The organism is Mycobacterium sp. MYCO198283, assembly GCF_021213805.1.
In the GTDB taxonomy this organism is placed as follows: domain Bacteria; phylum Actinomycetota; class Actinomycetes; order Mycobacteriales; family Mycobacteriaceae; genus Mycobacterium.
This window is the reverse complement of the sequence record NZ_JAJQJI010000001.1, coordinates 777,568-795,270: the sequence shown is the minus strand read 5'-3', so window position 1 is coordinate 795,270 and position 17,703 is coordinate 777,568. Positions and strand designations below refer to the sequence as shown.

Genomic DNA, 17,703 nt, shown 5'->3' with positions numbered 1-17,703 from the left:
GGCGGCGGCCGGGCTGAGCGCGACGGGCACCGGAGCGGCGCTGGTGAGCTCGGAGACGACGCATCAGCGGCTCGACGAGGCGGTCGCCTTGGCCTACGAGCTGCTGCATCAATCGCGGATGTACCCGGGCCTGCACTGGTGTGTCGGTGTGTTCCGCACGGCCACCGGGTTCGAAACGGTCATCACGACCAACGACGGCGCGGGCTACATCCCGCCGAACGTGTTCGTGCCGCGGTCGGCGCGGGTGCTGTTCGCCGATCCACTGCTCGACGCGTCCTTCCAACGGACGTGGTTCGGCTGGGTGAACCCCGCGGCGACCATGGTGGCCTACGCCGCCGACCGGGCGGTGCTGGACCCCAACGTCGAATTGTTCGCGGTCGCGGCTACGACGGACCCGGGCGGCTCGTCGGTGCTGCCGGCCCGCCGCGCACAGGTGCCGCACTACCAGGACTGCGACTCCACGCAGTCGCCCTTCGGGCCGACGGACCCGACGCCGGAGCTCGACGACACCCGAGCTCACCGCCTGGCGGTCATCGATCCGACGGAGTACGCCCGCACGCAGCAGGCCGACCCGCAGTTGCCCGCACAGGCGTGGCAGGCGACCACCCACGCGGTGGCCACAGCGCTGACCCGGGCGGAGCGGCTGCACGCCGAGGTCCCGGCTGTCGTCCGCGAGATCGCCGACGCGCTCGCGAAGCACACCGCGATCGCCGACGAACGATGGGAAGCGCTGAACAACGCGCTGTACAACGGCAAGTCGCTCTATCTGCGGCCCGGATTCATCGACGTCGAACCGTCCACCGATCCGTCGGCGACCGCGCTCTACCGCGCCCACCACAACATCGATCGCGCGATGGAGGCGCTGTCGCTGTGGCGGGGCGACAGCCCCGCGTTCGCCGACGTCGTCTACGCGGCCCGCCAGGTGCAGAAAGAGGAGGAGCTATGGCAGACAGCGGCCACATAAAGGTCGATCCGGAACTCACCCGCAGCGAGATCGCGAAGATCGCCGAAGCGGTCCGGTCGGTCGCGGTGGAAGGCCCGGTGCCGACCGCCACCGGAACCTCGCCGATCGACCTCGCCTTGGCGAAGGTGGCCCGGACGCAGGCCGCGCAAGCCAAGATGTGGGCCGAGAAGCTGCAGGAGCGCGCCACGGACGATCTCGTCAAGTCGGAGAAGGCGCTGCAGATGCTCGAGGAAACCGAACGGCAGAACGCCGCCGCACTCAATCGCCTCGCCGCGGAGGTGGGGGCGGGTGAAGCGGGAGCCGGCGGCTACGGCGCCCGCGGCGACTATGTGAACCCGCAAGGAAATGACGGCCCGGACGCCGTCTCGGTCTGACTCCGGCTAACTATTCGAAACGGCCGCCACTAGGGTTATGCCGATGCGCACACTGGTTACGGGGGCGGCCGGTTTCATCGGCTCGACATTGGTGGATCGCCTGCTTGCCGACGGACATGTCGTCGCCGGTATCGACGATCTGAGCTCAGGGCGAAGCGTCAACCTCGAGGGCGCCCGGACGTCCGACGACTTCACGTTCGAGGAAGCCGACATCGTCACCGCTGATCTCGACGCGATCATCGAACGGCACCGGCCGGAGGTCATTTTCCATCTGGCGGCACAGATTTCGGTACGCCACTCGGTGACCGACCCGCAATTCGATGCATCCGTGAACGTCGTCGGCACCATCCGGCTGGCGGAAGCCGCCCGTCGCCAGGGCGTCCGCAAGGTGATCCACACCTCCAGCGGCGGGTCGATCTACGGCACCCCGCCGCACTACCCGACCGACGAGAACACGCCCGTCGACCCGGCGTCGCCCTATGCCGCGAGCAAGGTCGCCGGCGAGATCTACCTCAACACCTTCCGCCACCTGTACGACCTGGAGTGCTCGTTCATCGCGCCTGGCAACGTCTACGGCCCCCGGCAGGACCCGCACGGCGAGGCCGGCGTCGTCGCCATCTTCTCCAAGGCGCTCCTGGCCGGGCAGCCGACGAAGATCTTCGGCGACGGCACCGACACCCGCGACTACGTGTTCGTCGACGACGTCGTGGACGCTTTCGTGAAGGCCTCGGGCCCCGCGGGCAACGGCCAGCGCTTCAACATCGGCACCGGAACCGAGACGTCGGTGCGACAACTGCATACCGCCATCGCCAAGGCGGCCGGCGCGCCCGACGAACCGGAACTGCACCCGCCGCGGCTCGGCGACCTGCGCCGCTCGTGCCTGGACATCTCGCGCGCCGCTGAGGTGCTGGGTTGGCGGCCGCAGGTCGACATCGACGAGGGCGTCGCCCGCACGGTCGACTACTTCCGCACCAACGCCTAGCGCTCTTCGGGCTGCTGAGCGCTCTGCAGCGCGACCGCGCGGGCCAGCTGCGCGTACCGCAGCTCCAGATCCTTGAAGCGCAGGTAGGTGCTGAGCGTGGTGAAGGCGAACGCGATGATCAACGCGTATTCGAGCAGGTCGGTTCCGCGGTCGACGCCCAGCCAGTTGGCGACGACGGTCGTGTCGTCGGGCCGCAGGATCGCATAGATGGCGGCGGCGACGAACAGCAGGAAACCGACCTTGACCCACGCCCGCGACCGGGCGCTCGCCCGCGACTTCAGCAGATAGACCAGCAGCGCCAGGATCGACACGATCAGCAGCGCCTGAATCCAGTTCACCGGGACATCCTCCCGCCGCGCAGCAGCCCGTCGAACACGATGTTGATCCCGTTGATCAGCGACTGGCCCTTGGACATCGAATACTCGGTGTAGAGGATCTCGACGGGCTCCTCGGCGACGCGCCAGCCATTCTCGACGATGGTGGCGATGATCTCGCCGGCGTGGCTCATGCCGTTCATGGTGATGTTCAGGCCGTCGGCGACGGTGCGGTTGAACACCCGCAGCCCGTTGTGTGCGTCGGTGAGCCCGAGGCGGCGGCTGTCCGGCGACACCCGCGCCGCGGTGCGCAGCACCAGCCGCTTGAGCAGCGGGGTGTGCGTAGCCGCGTGCTGCTGGGAGAACCGGCTGCCGATCACGATGTCGACGTCCCCGGCGCCGAGCCGGTCGATCATCCGCACGACGTCCTTCACCTGGTGCTGGCCGTCGGCGTCGAACGTCACGAAGACGGCCGCGCCGGGGCGGCTGCGGGCGTAGTCGACGCCGGTCTGGATGGCGGCGCCCTGCCCGAGGTTGACGGGATGACGGACCACGTGCGCACCGGCGGCCAGTGCGGCCGGGCCGGTGTCGTCGCGGCTGCCGTCGTCGACGCAGACCACGTTGCGAAACACCGTCCGCAGCTCGGAAACGACGTCTCCGACGACGCTCCCCTCGTTGAACGCGGGAACGACGATCCACACATCGTCATAGCGGCTGTCGATGCCGATCAAGGTACACGGGCATCGGCCGGCAGCGCGGCGGGCGGCGACCGCCACAACGCCACCGAGTGCACCGCGATCCCGGCGAGCGGGCCCGCGCACATCGCCACGATGGTGCGTGTCTCCAGCTCGGTCGGCAGCAGCAGCAGCCCCGTCGACACCGCGGTCGCCACCAGCCAGCCCGCCGAGTAGGCGCGGTGCATGGCCGCCGCCACGGTCGCCGCGCCGGTCAGCGTCAGCAGCGCGGTCGCCAGGCCCGCGGCGGTCAGCCACGCCAAGAGCGGCCCGCTGGCGTCGTAGTCGGCGCCGAACGCGACGTGCACCAGCCACGGGCCGATCGACCCGGCAGCCGCCACCGCCACCACGCCCAGCGCGGTCACCACCGCCGCGGGCGCGACCAGCGCTCGCAGCCGGTCGGCGCGCCGGTCGACGAAGTGCGCGATGAGATTGCCCTGCATGGCGGTGAGCGGAACCATCAGCGGTGCGCGCGTCAACGTCACCGCGAGGATCACCACGCCGCCGGTGGCCCCGAGGTCCGCGCGCCCCGACGTCACCTTCAGCAGCACCGGGAACCCCATGACCAGCACGGCGCTGGCTCCCGCGGCGGCGATCGCGTGGCCGGTGCCGCGCAGGAAGCTCCACGTGGTGCCCGCCGCTGACCGCCGGCCCGCGGCCCGCGCCGCGGGCGACACCAGCAGCAGGACGAGCCACGCCACCGCCCCGGCCACCGTCGCCCACAGAAAGCCGGCGAGCCCCCAGCCGAGCAAGAAGGTCGCCGCCGCCACGGTGACCCGCAGCGCCGCGTCGGTGACGATGAGCGCGCCGTACTCGCTCCAGCGGCCGACGCCGGCCAGCGCCCCGAGCAGCGTGGCGTGGATGCAGAACCCGGCGAGCCCGACCGCCAGCAGCGCCACGCTCAGCCGCGGCTCCTCGACGAACACCGGCTTCGCCCACAGCACCGCGGTGCCGGCGATCGCCACCGCTGCGGCCACGCCGACGCCCGCCGCGACCCGCAGCGGACGGACCTGCGGGCCGGGCGGAACGTCGGGCCCGGTGAGCCGGATCTCGCGGGTGGTCTCCTGCAGCAGTCCGTTCGCGGCGCCCGCGACCAGTCCGAACGCACCCCAGAACACGCCGAACACCGAGAACCCGGCGGGCTCCAGGTCCCGCGCCGCCAGGTAGAGCACCGCATAGCCGCACAGCGCCTGCAGCACGGTGGCCACCCCGACGCGCGCGACGCTGGAGCGGGTGACCGGGCCGGGCGTCGCGCCGGCGTCGGTCACCGCCGCTCCGGCAGGTCGGGCACCGGCGTCGCGTACAGCCAGGCGTCCCACAGCGCGTCGAGCGACTCGCTGCTGTACTCGGCGGCCAGGAGGGTGAAGTCGTCGGTGACGACGGTCCCGTGGCGGTGTCGCGACACCCACTGCCGCAGCAGCGCGAAGAAGTCGTCGTCACCGAGCCGGGCGCGCAGCGCGTGCAGGGTCAGCGCGCCGCGCTTGTAGACGCGGTCGTCGAACATGTCGGCGGGACCGGGGTCGGCGAGCACCAAGTCCTGCGGGGAGTCGCGCAGCCGCCGGTGATACCGCTTCGCGAGCTCGTCGGCGCCCGGGCCGCCGGACGCCTCGGACCACAGCCACTCGGCGTAGCAGGCGAAGCCCTCGTGCAGCCAGATGTCGCGCCACCGGCGCACGGTCACCGCGTTGCCGAACCACTGGTGCGCGAGCTCGTGGGCGATCAGCCGCTCCGACGCCCGGTCGTCGCCGCAGTGGTTCGCGCCGAAGATCGACAAGCCCTGGGCTTCGAGCGGGATCTCGAGGTCGTCGTCGGTGACCACCACGGTGTAGCCGCTCCCCAGCGGATACGGCCCGAACGCCTCGACGAACACCTCCATCATCTGCGGCTGACGCGCAAAGGCGTGGCTGAAGTCGCGGTGCAGCCGCTTCGGGACGGCGGCCGACATCGCCACCGGCGACGACGCGAGCCGGTGCTGCTCGTAGCGCCCGATCTGCAGCGTCACCAGGTAGGTCGACGTCGGTTCGGAGAGCTCATAGGTCCAGGTGGTGTGCCCTGCCCGCACCCGCTTCGACACCAGCTCGCCGTTGGCGACGACGCGGTAGGGCGAGTCGGCGGTGACCCGGATGCGGTAGCCGGCCTTGGAGCTCGGATGGTCGTCGCAGGGAAACCACGACGGCGCGCCGTTGGGTTGGCCGGCCACCAGCGCCCCGTCGGTCAGCTCCTCGAAACCGACGTCGCCCCACGGTGATCGGATGGGCCGTGGGCTGCCGCCGTAGCGGACGGCGACGCGCAGCTCCTCGTCGGCCGGCACCGGGTGTTTCAGCGCCACCCGCAGCTTGCCGCCGGACACCGAGAACCGTTGCGGCCGAGAACCGTTCACCGACACCTTGGACACCGAGAGCGAGTCGGCCAGATCGAGGGTGAAGCCGCTCAGCTCGCTGTCGGCCACGGCGGAGATCGTCGCGGTGCCGGTGAGCCGGTTCGCCGGCACCTTGTAGTCCAGGTCGAGGTCGTAGTGCGTCACCCGGTACCCGGCGTTGCCGCTGCCGGGCACGTACGGATCGATGCCGTCGGCGTGCTTCTTCACGCGGCGGCGCCCGCCGCGGCGGCCCTCGGCGCCGACCGTGCCCGCTTGCCGCGCTCGTTCCACGGCGCGATCGGATTGCCCTGCCAGCGTGTGGAATCCGGCACGACGTCGCCGCGCATCACCAGCGACGCCGGGCCGACGGTGGCGCCCATCCCGACGCGGGCGGCGGGCAGCGCCACACAGTGCGGCCCCAGCGTGGCGCCCGGCTCCAGCACGACCGTGTCGAGCCGCATCACGCGGTCGTGGAACAGGTGGGTCTGCACGACGCAACCCCGGTTGACGGTGGCCGCCCGGCTCAGCGTCACCAGGTCGGCTTCGGGCAGCCAGTACGTCTCACACCACACGCCGCGGCCCACCGTGGCGCCCAGCGCCCGCAGCCACAGGTTCATCACCGGTGTGCCCGCCGCGGCGCGCGCGAACCACGGCGCCGCCACCGTCTCGACAAAGGTGTCCGACACCTCGTTGCGCCACACGAACGACGACCACAGCGGGTGATCGGTCGGCCGAATGCGGCCCACCAGCAGCCACTTCGCGATCACCGCCGCCGCGCCGGCGACCGCGCCCGCCGCCAGCAGCACGAGCCCGCCCGCGGCGGCCGCCCAGCCGTAGCCGGCCGCGCCCGCGATCGCCTGCAACGCGCCCAGCACCGCGAGCCCGATGGCGAAGCTGACGACCACCGGGATCAGCCGGCACGTCTCGACGGCGCCGCGGCGCACCCGCAGCGCCACCGACGGGTGGAACGTGCGGCTGTCGTCGGTCTGAGTCACCTTGCGGCGCAACCGGATCGGCGGGCTCCCCAGCCACGACGAACCGGTCTTGGCCTTGGCGGGCGTCGCCGACAGCACCGCGACGAGGCCGTAATCCGGCACGCGGCGGCCCGGCTGGGTGATGCCGGAGTTGCCGAGGAACGCCCGGGTGCCGACGGTGGCCGTCGCGGCGTGGATCCAGCCGCCGCCGAGCTCGTAGGAGGCGACCATCGTGTCGTCGGCGAGGAAGGCGCCGTCCTCGATCACGGTGAACTTCGGGGTCAGCAGCACGGTCGAGATCTCGGTGCCGCGGCCGACCCTCGCGCCGAGCAGCCGCAGCCACCCCGGCGTCAGCAGGCTGGCGTACAGCGGGAACAGATAGTCGCGGGCGGCGTCGAGCAGCCGCTCGGTGGCCCACAACTGCCAGCCCACGCGGCTGCGCACCGGGTGGTAGCCCTCGCGCAGGCCCACGGCCAGCAGCCGCACGCCGACGACGGTCAGCACGGCGTAGGTGGCCAGCGCCACCAGCGTCGCGACCGGCGACCACGCCAGCGCCGGAACGACGGCGTCGGCCAGCCGATCGGTGTCGCGGACCGCCCAGCCGACCACCGCCAGGCCGGCCGCCAGCGCCACCAGCGGCAGCCCGCCGAGCAGCAGCGACGTCACGCCGTAGGCCACCGCCCAGGCCGGTGCCCGCGGCGGCCGCCGCTGCGGCCAGGGATGGCGCACCTTGCCCGATTTCACGGCCGGCGAGCCGCGCCAGTGCTGACCGCTCTTCACCTTGCCCACCACACCCGATCCGGCGGCGACGTCGGCGTCCTTACCGATCACCGCCCCGGGGAACAGCGTGCTGCGCGCCCCGATCGTGGCGTCGTTGCCGATCGTGATGCGCCCGACGTGGAAGCGGTCGCCGTCGACCCAATGGCCCGACAGGTCGACCTCGGGTTCGACGGAGCAGCGATGGCCCAGCGTCAGCAGCCCGGTGACCGGCGGCGCCGAATGCAGGTCGACGCCCTTGCCGATGGTGTTGCCGAGCGCGCGGGCGTAGTAGACCAGCCACGGGGCGCCGGCCTGGTTCTCCGCGCCGCTGGCCGCGGCGAGCCGTTCGGCCAGCCACACCCGCAGGTGCACGCTCCCGCCCCGGGGATAGCTGCCCGGTTCCAGCGCGCCGACCAAGATGCGGGCGAAGAACACCGCGATCGCCATGCGGCCCGGCGGCGTGACGACGAGCAGGAACGCGATCAGCACGAGCCGCCAGTCGACGGTGACCGTCCACGGCACCACCCGCAGCGCGTCCGCGACGTTGTTGGCGACGGCGAGCCAGGTCAGCCACTGCAGCGCGGTCAGCGTGGCCAGCGGCACGGCCGCCAGCAGCTGCGCGGCCTGCATCAGGCGGGGCGTCGGGCGCACCACGCGCGCTTCGACGGGCGGGGGAGGGGCGAGCGTGTCGAGGTATTCGGCGAGCGAACCCAACCGCGGGTGGTCGTAGAGGTCGGCGACCGTCACCTGCGGGAAGCGCTCCCGCAGCCGCGCCACGAGTTGCGCGGCCGACAGCGAACCGCCGCCGGACGCGAAGAAGTCGGCCTGCGGACCGTCGACCGGGGTGGCCAGCACGTCGCGCCACAGCGTCGCCAGCCAGCCCTGCGTGCCGCCGAGGTCCGGCACGGCGTCGTCGGCGGCGTCCGCGCCGGGCGGCGGCCACGGCAGCGCGTCGCGGTCGACCTTGCCGGACGTGCGGGTCGGCAGCTCATCGACGCGCACCAGCCGCGGCACCAGCGCGGCGGGCAGCGAGGCGGTGAGAGCGTCGCGGGCCGCCGCGAGGTCGAAATGCGGATCGGTCGACACCACGTAGCCGACCAGCAGCGGCGTCCCGCTCGCCGTCGTGCGCACGGCCGCGGCGCCGCCGGTCACACCGGGCAGGCGCAGCAGGGCGGCGTCGACCTCGCCGAGCTCGATGCGCCGGCCGCCGACCTTCACCTGGTCGTCGGCGCGGCCGACGAACACCAGCCCGTCGGGCTGCAGCCGCACCAGGTCGCCGCTGCGGTAGGCGCGGCTCCAGCCCAGCGACTCCATCGGCGCGAAGGCCTCGGCATCCTTGGCCGGATCGAGGTACCGCGCCAGGCCGACCCCGCCGATCACCAGCTCGCCCACCTCGCCGTCGGCCACCGGCTCGCCGTTGCGGTCGACGACCGCGAGATCCCAGCCGGGCAGCGGCAGCCCGATGCTCACCGGCGCGCGGCCGTCGAGCCGGGCCGCGCTCGCCACCACCGTCGCCTCGGTGGGGCCGTAGGTGTTCCACACCTCGCGGCCGGCGTCACCGACCGCGAGGCGTTCGGCCAGCTCCGGCGGGCACGCCTCGCCGCCCAGGATCAGCAGCCGCACCGATTCGAGCGCCTCGGCGGGCCACAGCGACGCCAGCGTCGGCACCGTCGACACCACCGTCACCTCCCGCGCCACCAGCCACGGTCCGAGGTCCATGCCGCTGCGCACCAGCGAGCGGGGTGCGGGCACCAGGCAGGCGCCGTGCCGCCACGCCAGCCACATCTCCTCGCAGGACGCGTCGAACGCCACCGACAGCCCCGCCAGCACGCGGTCGCCGGGTCCGAGCGGATCCGCCTGGCAGAACAGTGTCGCCTCGGCGTCGACGAAGGCCGCCGCGCTGCGGTGCGTCACCGCGACGCCCTTCGGCGTGCCCGTGGAGCCCGAGGTGAAGATGATCCAGGCGTCGTCGCGGGACAGCGGCGGCGACGCTCGCCAGCCCCGCGACGCGCCCGGGCGTCGCACCAGGCCCTGCTCGGTGATCACCGCGACCACCTGTGCCTCGCCGAACACCAGCTCGGCGCGCTCGGGCGGATCGTCGGCGTCCACCGGGACATAGGCGGCGCCGGTCGCCAGGACCGCGAGGATGGCGACGTAGAGCGCATAGCTGCCCGAGGGCATGCGGATGCCGATGCGGTCGCCGCGCCCGATGCCGCGCGCCGCGAGCCAGCGCACGCTCTCCTCGATGTCGGTGATCAGCTCGGCGTAGGTGAGCTGGACCGAGCCGTCGTCGATGGCGGGCGCCGAGGGGTGGCGCGCGGCGGTGTCGTACAGGATGTCGACGAGGGTCCGGGGCGTCGGCGCGGACCGCGACCGCAGGTACTGCGCCGGTATCTCGCTCATCGCCACGAGGAGAGAACCTACTCATGCCGCCGCTCGCGGTCCCGGCAGCGCCACAGCGGCTTGACCCGATCGTCATCGAGCGGCAACGCCCGGTGCCGCACCGCGCCGCGGTGCCTGCCACACTGTAGGGGGAGGGGAGTATTCCTTCGCCGCGACGTCGTCATCACGTCGGCCATCGGAGGCCGACCGGCGCGCGGGCCGCCAGCGGCGGTGGAAGAGACCTTCGGCGTGCTGTCGACGACCGGAGGTACCCGTTGAACGTTTCCAACCTCGAGTGGGCCGTCACGATCGGCGTGACCATTGCGGTCCTGCTGTTCGACGTGGTGGCCATCGCCCGCCGCCCCCACGAACCGTCGATGAAGGAATGCGCCATCGCGCTGTCCGTATACGTCGGACTCGCGGTGATCTTCGGCGTGTGGGTGTGGTTCTTCCACGGCGGCAACTACGGCATCGAATTCTTCGCCGGCTGGCTCACCGAATACAGCCTGTCCGTGGACAACCTGTTCATCTTCCTGATCATCGTGGCGAGCTTCAACGTGCCCAGGAAGTATCAGCAGGAGGCGCTGATGGTCGGCATCATCCTGGCGCTGATCTTCCGCGGCATCTTCATCGCGCTCGGCGCGGTCGCCATCAACAACTTCTCGTGGGTGTTCTACATCTTCGGCGCGTTCCTGGTGTACACCGCGATCAACCTGGCCCGCGACACCGACCACGACGACGACGGCGACAACCGCGTCGTCACGTTCGCCCGCAACCACCTGACGCTCACCGACCGCTGGGACGGCCTGAAGCTGTGGGTCAAGGAGGACGGCAAGCGCCTGATGACGCCGATGTTCCTGGTGATCGTCGCGCTGGGCACCACCGACCTGATCTTCGCGCTCGACTCGATCCCGGCGATCTACGGCCTCACCCAGGAGCCGTACCTGGTCTTCACCGCCAACGTGTTCGCGCTGATGGGCCTGCGCCAGCTGTACTTCCTGCTCGGCGGGCTGGTCAAGCGGCTGGTCTACCTGTCCTACGGGCTGGCGTTCATCCTCGCGTTCATCGGCGTGAAGCTCGTGCTGCACGCGCTGCACGAGAACGAATTGCCGTTCATCAACGGCGGCGAGCACGTGCCCGTCCCGGAGATCCCGACGCTGCTGTCCCTGGGCGTCATCGTCGTCACGCTGATCGTCACCACCGTCGCCAGCCTCTACCGCACCCGCAACCTGCTCAAAGCGGCCGAGGAAGCGCAAGCCGCCGACACCTCGTCGGAATAGCGGCGCCCGGGCCGGGGTTGCGGTCGCCATGAGCACAATCGGTGACCGCTGCTCCGGCCGGGCCTAGCGTGGCCGCGATGAGCACGCGCGCACTGCGGATCTTCGTCGACGAGGCCGCGGGCTGGGACGAGTTGACCGCGGGCGGCACGCCCGTCACCCGCTTCGGCGCCCCCGACCTGCAGCAGGCGCAACGCGCCGGTAGGGAGATCGCCGGCGACGCCGTCGCGGACCTGCGCGTCCTCATCGCCGACGACTACCCGACGGCCCGCCGCCGGGCGCTGGGGCTTTCGGACAGCGCGGCGGACGGGCTGCGCTACGTCGGCACCCTCGACGGGCTCACCGGGCTGATCGCGGACATCTTCATGGCCGCGGTCGCCGACGGCGTGACGCTGCTGCCGCTGGTCGCCGGCGACGACGTGCGCGGGTGGGCCACCGCCGTGCTCGCCCGACTTCCCGACCGGCTACCGGTCGCCCGCGCCGCCTGAGGCGCCTCCCTGGGACGTGGCACGGGTCACAGCGGGGTTTGACACGCCCGGGCAGCGTGGAACCTCAGGGCCAGTGCACGAGCCTCGCCGCGAGAGCTCGAAACCAGACGTCAGGGAGGGTGCATGACACAGCACGATCAGGCAGGGCAGGCCCGCAAGGGTCTCATCGACACCGTGAAGGGCAAGGCCAAGGAGGTCGCCGGGGCGGTCACGGGTAACGATTCGCTGACCGCCGAGGGCCAGCTGGAGCAGGCGCAGGCCGAGCAGCGGCGCGAGGCGGACACCAAGGCGGCGCTGGCCGACGCCGAGAGCCAGGAGGCGCGCGAGCAGGTCGCCGAGGCCCGTAAGGTTGCCACCCAGGAGCGCGTCGAGGCCGCCGCCGACGCCGCGGCGGCCGAGCGCGCAGCCAAGGCCGACGCCGAGGCCCGCAAGCGCCAGGCCGAGCAGGCCAGCCAGCAGGACGCCGCCCGGCAGAAGGCGCAGGCCGAGGTGGAGGCGCAGCGCAAGGCGCAGGCCGTCACCGCCGAGGAGCGGGCCGAGATCCGCGACGCCGCCGAAGAACTGGTGGACGCCGCCGACGAGCACCGCGCGCAGGTGAAGGCCGCCGACAACGCCGAAGCCGAGGCCGAGCGGCTGCGCCGGGAGGCCGAGAGCCTGTCGGACGACGCGAAGCTCAGCTGACCTACCACCCCACAGGAGAAATCAATGAAGATCACCGATGTGCCGTTCGCGGTACTGCGCTTCCAATATTCGCTGGCCCGCTACCCGCTGGAACTCATCGAGACCCGGGTGTTCTCGCGGTTGAACGAGGAGACGCCGGCCCGGCTGTTCTACGAGCGGTCGCTGGGCATGCTCGACGCCACCGTCGGCGGCGCGCTGAAGGACGACGAGCTGGCCCAGCGCGGTGCCGCGCTGCTCGAGCGCAGTGACGCCCTGAGCCGCGCCGCGCAGCTGGAGGCCGACGCCAAGCGGAAGCGCAACCAGGCCGACCAATCGCTCAAGGCCACCCGCGAGGAGGTCGTCGAGGAGCAGAAGCAGGCCCGCGAGGAGGCGCAGCGCGAGGTCAAGGAGGCCTACAGCGACGCGCAGGACCGCAAGAAGGCCGCCGAGGCGAACGCGCAGAAGCGTGCCGCCGCGGCCAAGCAGCAGGCCGACGAGCTCGCCGAGCAGCGGGTGAAGGCCGCCGAGAAGAACAAGCGTCAGGAGCAGGCGCGCGCCGAGAAGATCGAGGAGCGGGCCGCCGAGGCCGCCGACAAGAAGCTCGACGACGCCCGCGACAAGCGGGTCGCCGCGACGCAGAAGCGGGCCGAGGCCAACCGGGTCGAGGAGCTCGCCGACGCCGAGAAGGACAAGCGGCGGGCCGAGAACAGCTGATTTCTGCCGCAACGACGAAACCCCCGGGTTACGCCCGGGGGTTTCGCGCGTCAGAGGGTCAAGGCGTCAGAGGGTCAAGGCGTCAGAGGGTCAAGGCGTCAGCCGCCCCAGTTGTCGTAGCCGCCGTCGGGCCCGAGCATCCGCTCCAGCCGGGTGCGGTTGATCTTCGCCAGCTCGTTGCGGATGACCTTGCGCTCGGTCTCGTAGTCGTTGTGCAGCCGGCCGGCGACCGTCGCCAGCACGGCGTCGGCGTCGGCCCCGTCGACGTACATCACGAACGGCGACCCGAAGCGCTCGCGGTAGCGCCGGGCGGTGTCGTGCAGCTCGGCCATGGTCTCCGACCGGTCGTCGCGCACCGCGCACGGCTCGTGGCGCGAGCGGACGCTGCCCGGCCGCCGCCCGATGTCCGGATACGCTTCGAGGATCGTGTCGACCGTCTCCTCGGGCAGCGCGAACAACAGGTCGTCGGCCCGGCGGTAGAGCGCCTCGCGGTCGGCGTAGGGCCGGCCCCGGGCGAGGTCGCCGGCCAGCGTCACGCAGTTGCAGCACTCGTACAGCGCGTGCACGGCCTTCTGGAAGGGCATGGCGTTGAAGGTCTCCAGACCCAGACCCTGGTGCAGCAGCATGGGATACCTCCTGTGCACTTCATGATCAGTTCTGCACAGTCGGCACGCCATCCCCCCGAGCCGAAATTGACGCGCGCTTAACGACGCGTAACGCGCCCGTAGCACACCCGCTCAGTGCTGCGGCGCGTACCGCTCCTGCGAGCGCGTGACCTCGGCCTCGGCCTCCTCGCGACCGACCCAGTCGGCCGCCTTGACGTACTTGTTGGGCTCGAGGTCCTTGTAGTGGACGAAGAAGTGCTTGATGACCTCGAGCTCCTCGGCGGGCACGTCGCCCACGTCCTGGATGTGGTCCCAACGCTTGTCGCCCGCAGGCACGCACAACACCTTGTCGTCGCCGCCCGCCTCGTCGACCATCTTGAACATCGCCACCGGACGCGCCTCGACGATCACGCCGGGAAACACCGACTGCGGCAACAGCACCAGCGCATCGAGTGGATCGCCGTCCTCGCCCAGGGTGTGCTCGATGAACCCGTAGTCGGTCGGGTAGGCCATCGAGGTGTAGAGATAGCGGTCGAGCCGCACCCGGCCGGTCTCGTGATCCACCTCGTACTTGTTGCGCTGACCCTTGGGGATCTCGATGGTCACGTCGAATTCCACGAACAGGGCTCCTTTGCGTCCGGCGGCGTCCGGGGGTCAACCATAGTGGAGCCGTTACCCTGCTGGTGAGCGCGCCGTGGCCGCTCGGCCGCGCGGATGAGGACAGGGGACCCATGCGTCGGATCCGCGGACGCCGCCGCGTCACCCACGTGGTGCTCGCCGCCGCCGTGCTGGTGCTCACCGCAGTGCTGATCGGCGTGGCCGCGTTCATCGCCGGCGGCAGCCCGTCGCGCGGCAACGCCCCGGCCGTGCCCGCCGCGCCGGCGCCGGTGCGGGCCGATCCGGCGGTGGTGCCGGTCGCCGACACCGCGCCCGAACCGACCCGCCAGGGCCTCGCCGCGGCGCTGCTCGCGGCGCTCGACAATCCCGACCTCGGGCGCTTCGGCGTCCGCGTCGCCGACGCCCTCACCGGCGACGAGCTGCTCGACCGCAACGCCGGCGAGCCGCTGCTCCCCGCGTCGACGAACAAGGTGCTGACCGCCGCGGCGGCGCTGCTGACCCTGCCGACCGACGCCCGGTTCACCACCACCGTCACCAGCGGCGACCGGCCGGGCGTCGTGGTGCTGGTCGGCGGCGGCGACCCGACCCTGTCGGCGGCGCCCGGCGACGACGACACCTGGTATCGCGACGCCGCCCGGATCTCCGACCTCGCGGCGCAGGTCAAGGCCACCGGCGTGCCGGCGAGGGACGTCGTCGTCGACACCGGCGCCTACACCGGGCCGACCATGGCGCCCGGCTGGGACCCGGCCGACATCGAGGGCGGCGACATCGCCCCGATGGAAGCGGTCATGCTCGACGGCGGGCGCACCCAGCCCGTCAGCGTCGACTCGGCGCGGTCCACCACGCCGGCGCTGGACGCCGGGCGGGCGCTGGCCGTCGCGCTGGGCGCCGACCCGGCCACCGTGCGGCTGGGCGCCGCGCCGCCCGACGCCCGCCGGTTGGCGGCCGTTCAGTCGCCGCCACTGGTAGACCGGTTGAGAGACATGATGAACCAGTCCGACAACGTGATGGCCGAGAGCATCGGTCGCGAGGTGGCGGCGGCGTCCGGCAAGCCGGTGAGCTTCGCGGGCGCGACGGCCGCCGTCGGCGAACACCTGCGCCAGGCAGGCGTCGACCTGACCGGGGCGGTGCTCGTCGACTCCAGCGGGCTGTCCTGGAACGACCGGCTGGCCGCCCGGACGCTCGACGAGGTGGTCGGTGCGGCCGCTGGGCCCGGGCAACCGCGACTGCGGCTGTTGCTCGACGCGCTGCCGATCGCCGGCGGGAGCGGAACGCTGTCCAACCGCTATCACGACACCGATCTCGGCCGCGACGCCGCCGGCTGGCTGCGCGCCAAGACCGGATCGCTGAGCGCCGTCAACGCGCTCGCGGGCGTCGTCACCGACCGCAGCGGCCGGGTGCTGACGTTCGCGATCATCTCCAACGACGCCGGACCCACCGGCCGCACCGCGCTCGACACCCTCGCCGCCACCCTGCGCACCTGCGGGTGCGGCCAGTGAGCCCGCGCAGCGGCGGGTCGCTGTCCGTCGGCGCCGTCGTCGACTGGGACTTCGCCGCCGCCACCGGCGCCCGGCTGGCCCGGCCGGCACCGCCCACCACCGACTACACCCGCGAGCAGTCGATCGCCGAGCTCGCCGAGGCCTCGCGGCGCGCCGAGCAGCCGGTGCGCGACGTCACCCGGCTCGCCGTGCCCGGCGACGCGCCCGCCGCCCGGATCGTCGACCGGCCGCAGTGGGTCCGGGCCGCCGCACACTCGATGCGGACCATGACCGGCGGCTCCGCGGACGACTCGCCGGGACTGCTGCGCGGCCGCCTCACCGGCGCCCAGACCGGCGCGGTGCTCGCGTTCGTGTCGTCGGGCATCCTCGGGCAATACGACCCGTTCGGCTCCGGCGGGCCGGACGGCGGCGGTGTGCTGCTGCTGGTGTACCCGAACGTCATCGCCGTCGAGCGCCAGCTGCGGGTGCGCCCCACCGATTTCCGGATGTGGGTCTGCCTGCACGAGGTGACGCACCGCGTGCAGTTCGCCGCCAACCCCTGGCTGGCCGGCTATATGTCGTCGACGCTGCGGGTGCTCACCGAGGATGCCGCCGACGACATGGGCGCCATGGTCGGCCGGCTCGGCGACTTCCTGCGCGACCGGCGAAACGGCAAGCGCGACAACGGCTCCGACGGCATCATCGGGCTGCTGCGCGCCGTGCAGGCCGAACCGCAGCGCGAGGCGCTCGACCGGATGCTGGTGCTGGGCACGCTGCTCGAAGGCCACGCCGACCACGTCATGGACGCCGTCGGGCCGGCCGTCGTGCCGTCGGTGGCGACCATCCGGCACCGCTTCGAGGAACGTCGGCGCCGCCACCAGTCACCGCTGCAGCGGCTGCTGCGGGCGCTGTTGGGCATCGACGCCAAGATGAGCCAGTACACCCGCGGCAAGGCGTTCGTGGACGCCGTCGTCGCAGACGTCGGCATGGAGCGCTTCAACACCGTGTGGACCAACCCCGACACGTTGCCGCTGCCCGACGAGATCGACGAGCCGCGCCGGTGGATCGACCGGGTGCTCTAGCGCAGCTGCGGCGCGCGGTGACGGAGTTCGCCGCGCGCCCCGGCATCCCGGAGGGGAGCTGGTGCGTGGCCCTGTCCGGTGGCGCGGACTCGCTCGCGCTCACCGCCGCGGCCGCCGCCGTCCGGCCCACGGTGGCGCTGATCGTCGACCACGGGCTGCAGGCCGGCTCGGCGGCGGTCGCCGCCCGGGCGCGCGAACAAGCGTCCCAGCTGGGATGCGTTGCCGCACAGCTGCTGACGGTGACGGTCGGCGGCCCGGGCGGGCCGGAGGCGGCAGCCCGCGCCGCGCGCTACGACGCGCTCGACGCCGCCCGCGACGGCGCGCCGGTGCTGCTGGGCCACACCCTCGACGACCAGGCCGAGACCGTGCTGCTGGGCCTGGGCCGAGGCGCCGGCCCGCGGTCGCTGGCCGGGATGCGGCCGTACCGGCCGCCGTGGGGCCGCCCGCTGCTGGGGGTGCGGCGCACGGTGACCGCGGCCGCCTGCGCCGAGCTGGGCGTGACGCCGTGGCAGGACCCGCACAACGACGACCCGCGGTACCGGCGGGTCCGGCTGCGATCCGAGGTGCTGCCGCTGCTGGAGGACGTGCTGGGCGGCGGGGTGGCCGAAGCGCTCGCCCGCACCGCGACGGCGCTGCAGGAGGACGGCGACGCACTCGACGCGCTGGCGGCCGGCCACACCGGCGACGAGCTGGCGGTCGCGGAGCTGATCGACCAGCCCGCCGCGGTCCGGCGGCGAATCATCCGCGGCTGGCTCCTGGCCCGCGGCGCCGTCGACCTCAAAGACGTGCAGCTGCGGGGTGTCGAGGAACTGGTCACCGCCTGGCGCGGACAGGGCGGCGTGGCCGTCGGCTCCCCGCGGCGCCGGCAGCGGCTCGTCGCCCGCCGCCGCGACGGCGCGCTGACGCTGGTCGTCGAAGGAGTCTGACTCGCCGCGCCCC

The 17,703-nt window shown here is 72.5% G+C and carries 16 protein-coding genes and 1 pseudogene; 10 read left to right on the top strand and 7 right to left on the bottom strand.

All coding sequences use genetic code 11. The annotated features are described in order from the left end of the window. The 3 genes and pseudogenes from LV457_RS04135 to LV457_RS04125 all read left to right on the top strand — a co-directional run. Positions 1-964, top strand: a pseudogene (locus tag LV457_RS04135) (chemotaxis protein); the annotation flags it as partial. Continuing rightward, on the top strand, positions 943-1,338 hold the full coding sequence (locus tag LV457_RS04130; RefSeq protein WP_232169160.1) for a hypothetical protein: 396 nt from the start codon (positions 943-945) through the stop codon (positions 1,336-1,338). The pseudogene LV457_RS04135 and the gene LV457_RS04130, both read left to right, overlap by 22 nt. A 43-nt stretch (positions 1,339-1,381) precedes the next feature. Further along, on the top strand, positions 1,382-2,320 hold the full coding sequence (locus tag LV457_RS04125; RefSeq protein WP_232169159.1) for an NAD-dependent epimerase/dehydratase family protein: 939 nt from the start codon (positions 1,382-1,384) through the stop codon (positions 2,318-2,320). On the opposite strand, the gene LV457_RS04120 is transcribed toward LV457_RS04125, so the two are convergent. From LV457_RS04120 to LV457_RS04100, 5 genes are read right to left on the bottom strand one after another with little or no spacing between them, the layout of a single operon-like run. Beyond that, positions 2,317-2,658 carry a DUF2304 domain-containing protein gene (locus LV457_RS04120; RefSeq protein WP_232169158.1) on the bottom strand — a complete coding sequence of 114 codons (342 nt, stop codon included), beginning with the start codon at positions 2,656-2,658 and terminating at the stop codon, positions 2,317-2,319. The genes LV457_RS04125 and LV457_RS04120 overlap by 4 nt on opposite strands. After that, a complete protein-coding gene (locus tag LV457_RS04115; RefSeq protein WP_232169247.1) occupies positions 2,655-3,362 on the bottom strand; it encodes a glycosyltransferase family 2 protein in 708 nt (235 codons plus the stop codon). The genes LV457_RS04120 and LV457_RS04115 overlap by 4 nt, the downstream gene beginning before the upstream one ends. Continuing rightward, positions 3,362-4,636: a hypothetical protein gene (locus LV457_RS04110; protein WP_232169157.1), complete on the bottom strand. Its 1,275-nt coding sequence runs from the start codon at positions 4,634-4,636 to the stop codon at positions 3,362-3,364. The genes LV457_RS04115 and LV457_RS04110 overlap by 1 nt, the downstream gene beginning before the upstream one ends. Further along, entirely contained in the window at positions 4,633-5,955 is a 1,323-nt protein-coding gene (locus LV457_RS04105; RefSeq protein WP_232169245.1) for a M1 family metallopeptidase, read from the bottom strand. Before LV457_RS04105 ends, LV457_RS04110 begins: the two co-directional genes overlap by 4 nt. Continuing rightward, positions 5,952-9,863 carry a Pls/PosA family non-ribosomal peptide synthetase gene (locus LV457_RS04100; RefSeq protein WP_232169156.1) on the bottom strand — a complete coding sequence of 1,304 codons (3,912 nt, stop codon included), beginning with the start codon at positions 9,861-9,863 and terminating at the stop codon, positions 5,952-5,954. Before LV457_RS04100 ends, LV457_RS04105 begins: the two co-directional genes overlap by 4 nt. 254 nt (positions 9,864-10,117) lie before the next feature. Between LV457_RS04100 and LV457_RS04095 the strand changes: the two genes are divergently transcribed. The 4 genes from LV457_RS04095 (at position 10,118) to LV457_RS04080 (ending at position 12,981) form a co-directional block, all read left to right on the top strand. Beyond that, the gene (locus LV457_RS04095; protein WP_232169155.1) at positions 10,118-11,122 is read left to right on the top strand and encodes a TerC family protein; all 1,005 of its coding nucleotides are present in this window, start codon (positions 10,118-10,120) and stop codon (positions 11,120-11,122) included. A 77-nt stretch (positions 11,123-11,199) separates the two neighbouring features. Further along, positions 11,200-11,607: a hypothetical protein gene (locus tag LV457_RS04090; RefSeq protein ID WP_232169154.1), complete on the top strand. Its 408-nt coding sequence runs from the start codon at positions 11,200-11,202 to the stop codon at positions 11,605-11,607. A gap of 123 nt (positions 11,608-11,730) precedes the next feature. Beyond that, entirely contained in the window at positions 11,731-12,288 is a 558-nt protein-coding gene (locus LV457_RS04085) for a CsbD family protein (RefSeq protein ID WP_232169153.1), read from the top strand. Between the two features lie 24 nt (positions 12,289-12,312). Beyond that, positions 12,313-12,981, top strand: coding sequence for an IF2 family translation initiation factor (locus LV457_RS04080; protein ID WP_232169151.1), 669 nt, complete (start codon positions 12,313-12,315; stop codon positions 12,979-12,981). A 98-nt stretch (positions 12,982-13,079) separates the two neighbouring features. On the opposite strand, the gene LV457_RS04075 is transcribed toward LV457_RS04080, so the two are convergent. Then, a complete protein-coding gene (locus tag LV457_RS04075) occupies positions 13,080-13,607 on the bottom strand; it encodes a 2-oxo-4-hydroxy-4-carboxy-5-ureidoimidazoline decarboxylase (protein ID WP_232169149.1) in 528 nt (175 codons plus the stop codon). A 111-nt stretch (positions 13,608-13,718) separates the two neighbouring features. After that, positions 13,719-14,204, bottom strand: a complete 486-nt coding sequence (locus tag LV457_RS04070; protein WP_232169148.1) for an inorganic diphosphatase — start codon at positions 14,202-14,204, stop codon at positions 13,719-13,721. A 113-nt stretch (positions 14,205-14,317) separates the two neighbouring features. On the opposite strand from LV457_RS04070, the gene dacB reads away from it, so the two are divergent. Genes dacB through tilS form a run of 3 tightly spaced genes read left to right on the top strand, consistent with a single transcriptional unit; the run spans position 14,318 to position 17,690 of the window. Further along, a complete protein-coding gene (gene dacB / locus LV457_RS04065) occupies positions 14,318-15,703 on the top strand; it encodes a D-alanyl-D-alanine carboxypeptidase/D-alanyl-D-alanine-endopeptidase (RefSeq protein ID WP_232169147.1) in 1,386 nt (461 codons plus the stop codon). Beyond that, the gene (locus tag LV457_RS04060; RefSeq protein WP_232169146.1) at positions 15,700-16,764 is read left to right on the top strand and encodes a zinc-dependent metalloprotease; all 1,065 of its coding nucleotides are present in this window, start codon (positions 15,700-15,702) and stop codon (positions 16,762-16,764) included. The genes dacB and LV457_RS04060 overlap by 4 nt, the downstream gene beginning before the upstream one ends. After that, positions 16,743-17,690 (top strand): tRNA lysidine(34) synthetase TilS, encoded by a 948-nt coding sequence (tilS, locus tag LV457_RS04055; RefSeq protein WP_232169145.1) that lies wholly within the window; start codon positions 16,743-16,745, stop codon positions 17,688-17,690. Before LV457_RS04060 ends, tilS begins: the two co-directional genes overlap by 22 nt. Positions 17,691-17,703: the final 13 nt, after the last annotated feature.

What these genes read in the sequence shown, in the direction of transcription:
- LV457_RS04125 (WP_232169159.1), top strand. Translation starts at nt 1,382, where the DNA reads ATGCGCACACTGGTTACGGGGGCGGCCGGTTTCATCGGCTCGACATTG.
- LV457_RS04075 (WP_232169149.1), bottom strand. Translation starts at nt 13,607, where the DNA reads ATGCTGCTGCACCAGGGTCTGGGTCTGGAGACCTTCAACGCCATGCCC.
- LV457_RS04100 (WP_232169156.1), bottom strand. Translation starts at nt 9,863, where the DNA reads ATGAGCGAGATACCGGCGCAGTACCTGCGGTCGCGGTCCGCGCCGACG.
- LV457_RS04080 (WP_232169151.1), top strand. Translation starts at nt 12,313, where the DNA reads ATGAAGATCACCGATGTGCCGTTCGCGGTACTGCGCTTCCAATATTCG.
- LV457_RS04130 (WP_232169160.1), top strand. Translation starts at nt 943, where the DNA reads ATGGCAGACAGCGGCCACATAAAGGTCGATCCGGAACTCACCCGCAGC.
- LV457_RS04085 (WP_232169153.1), top strand. Translation starts at nt 11,731, where the DNA reads ATGACACAGCACGATCAGGCAGGGCAGGCCCGCAAGGGTCTCATCGAC.
- LV457_RS04090 (WP_232169154.1), top strand. Translation starts at nt 11,200, where the DNA reads ATGAGCACGCGCGCACTGCGGATCTTCGTCGACGAGGCCGCGGGCTGG.
- dacB (WP_232169147.1), top strand. Translation starts at nt 14,318, where the DNA reads ATGCGTCGGATCCGCGGACGCCGCCGCGTCACCCACGTGGTGCTCGCC.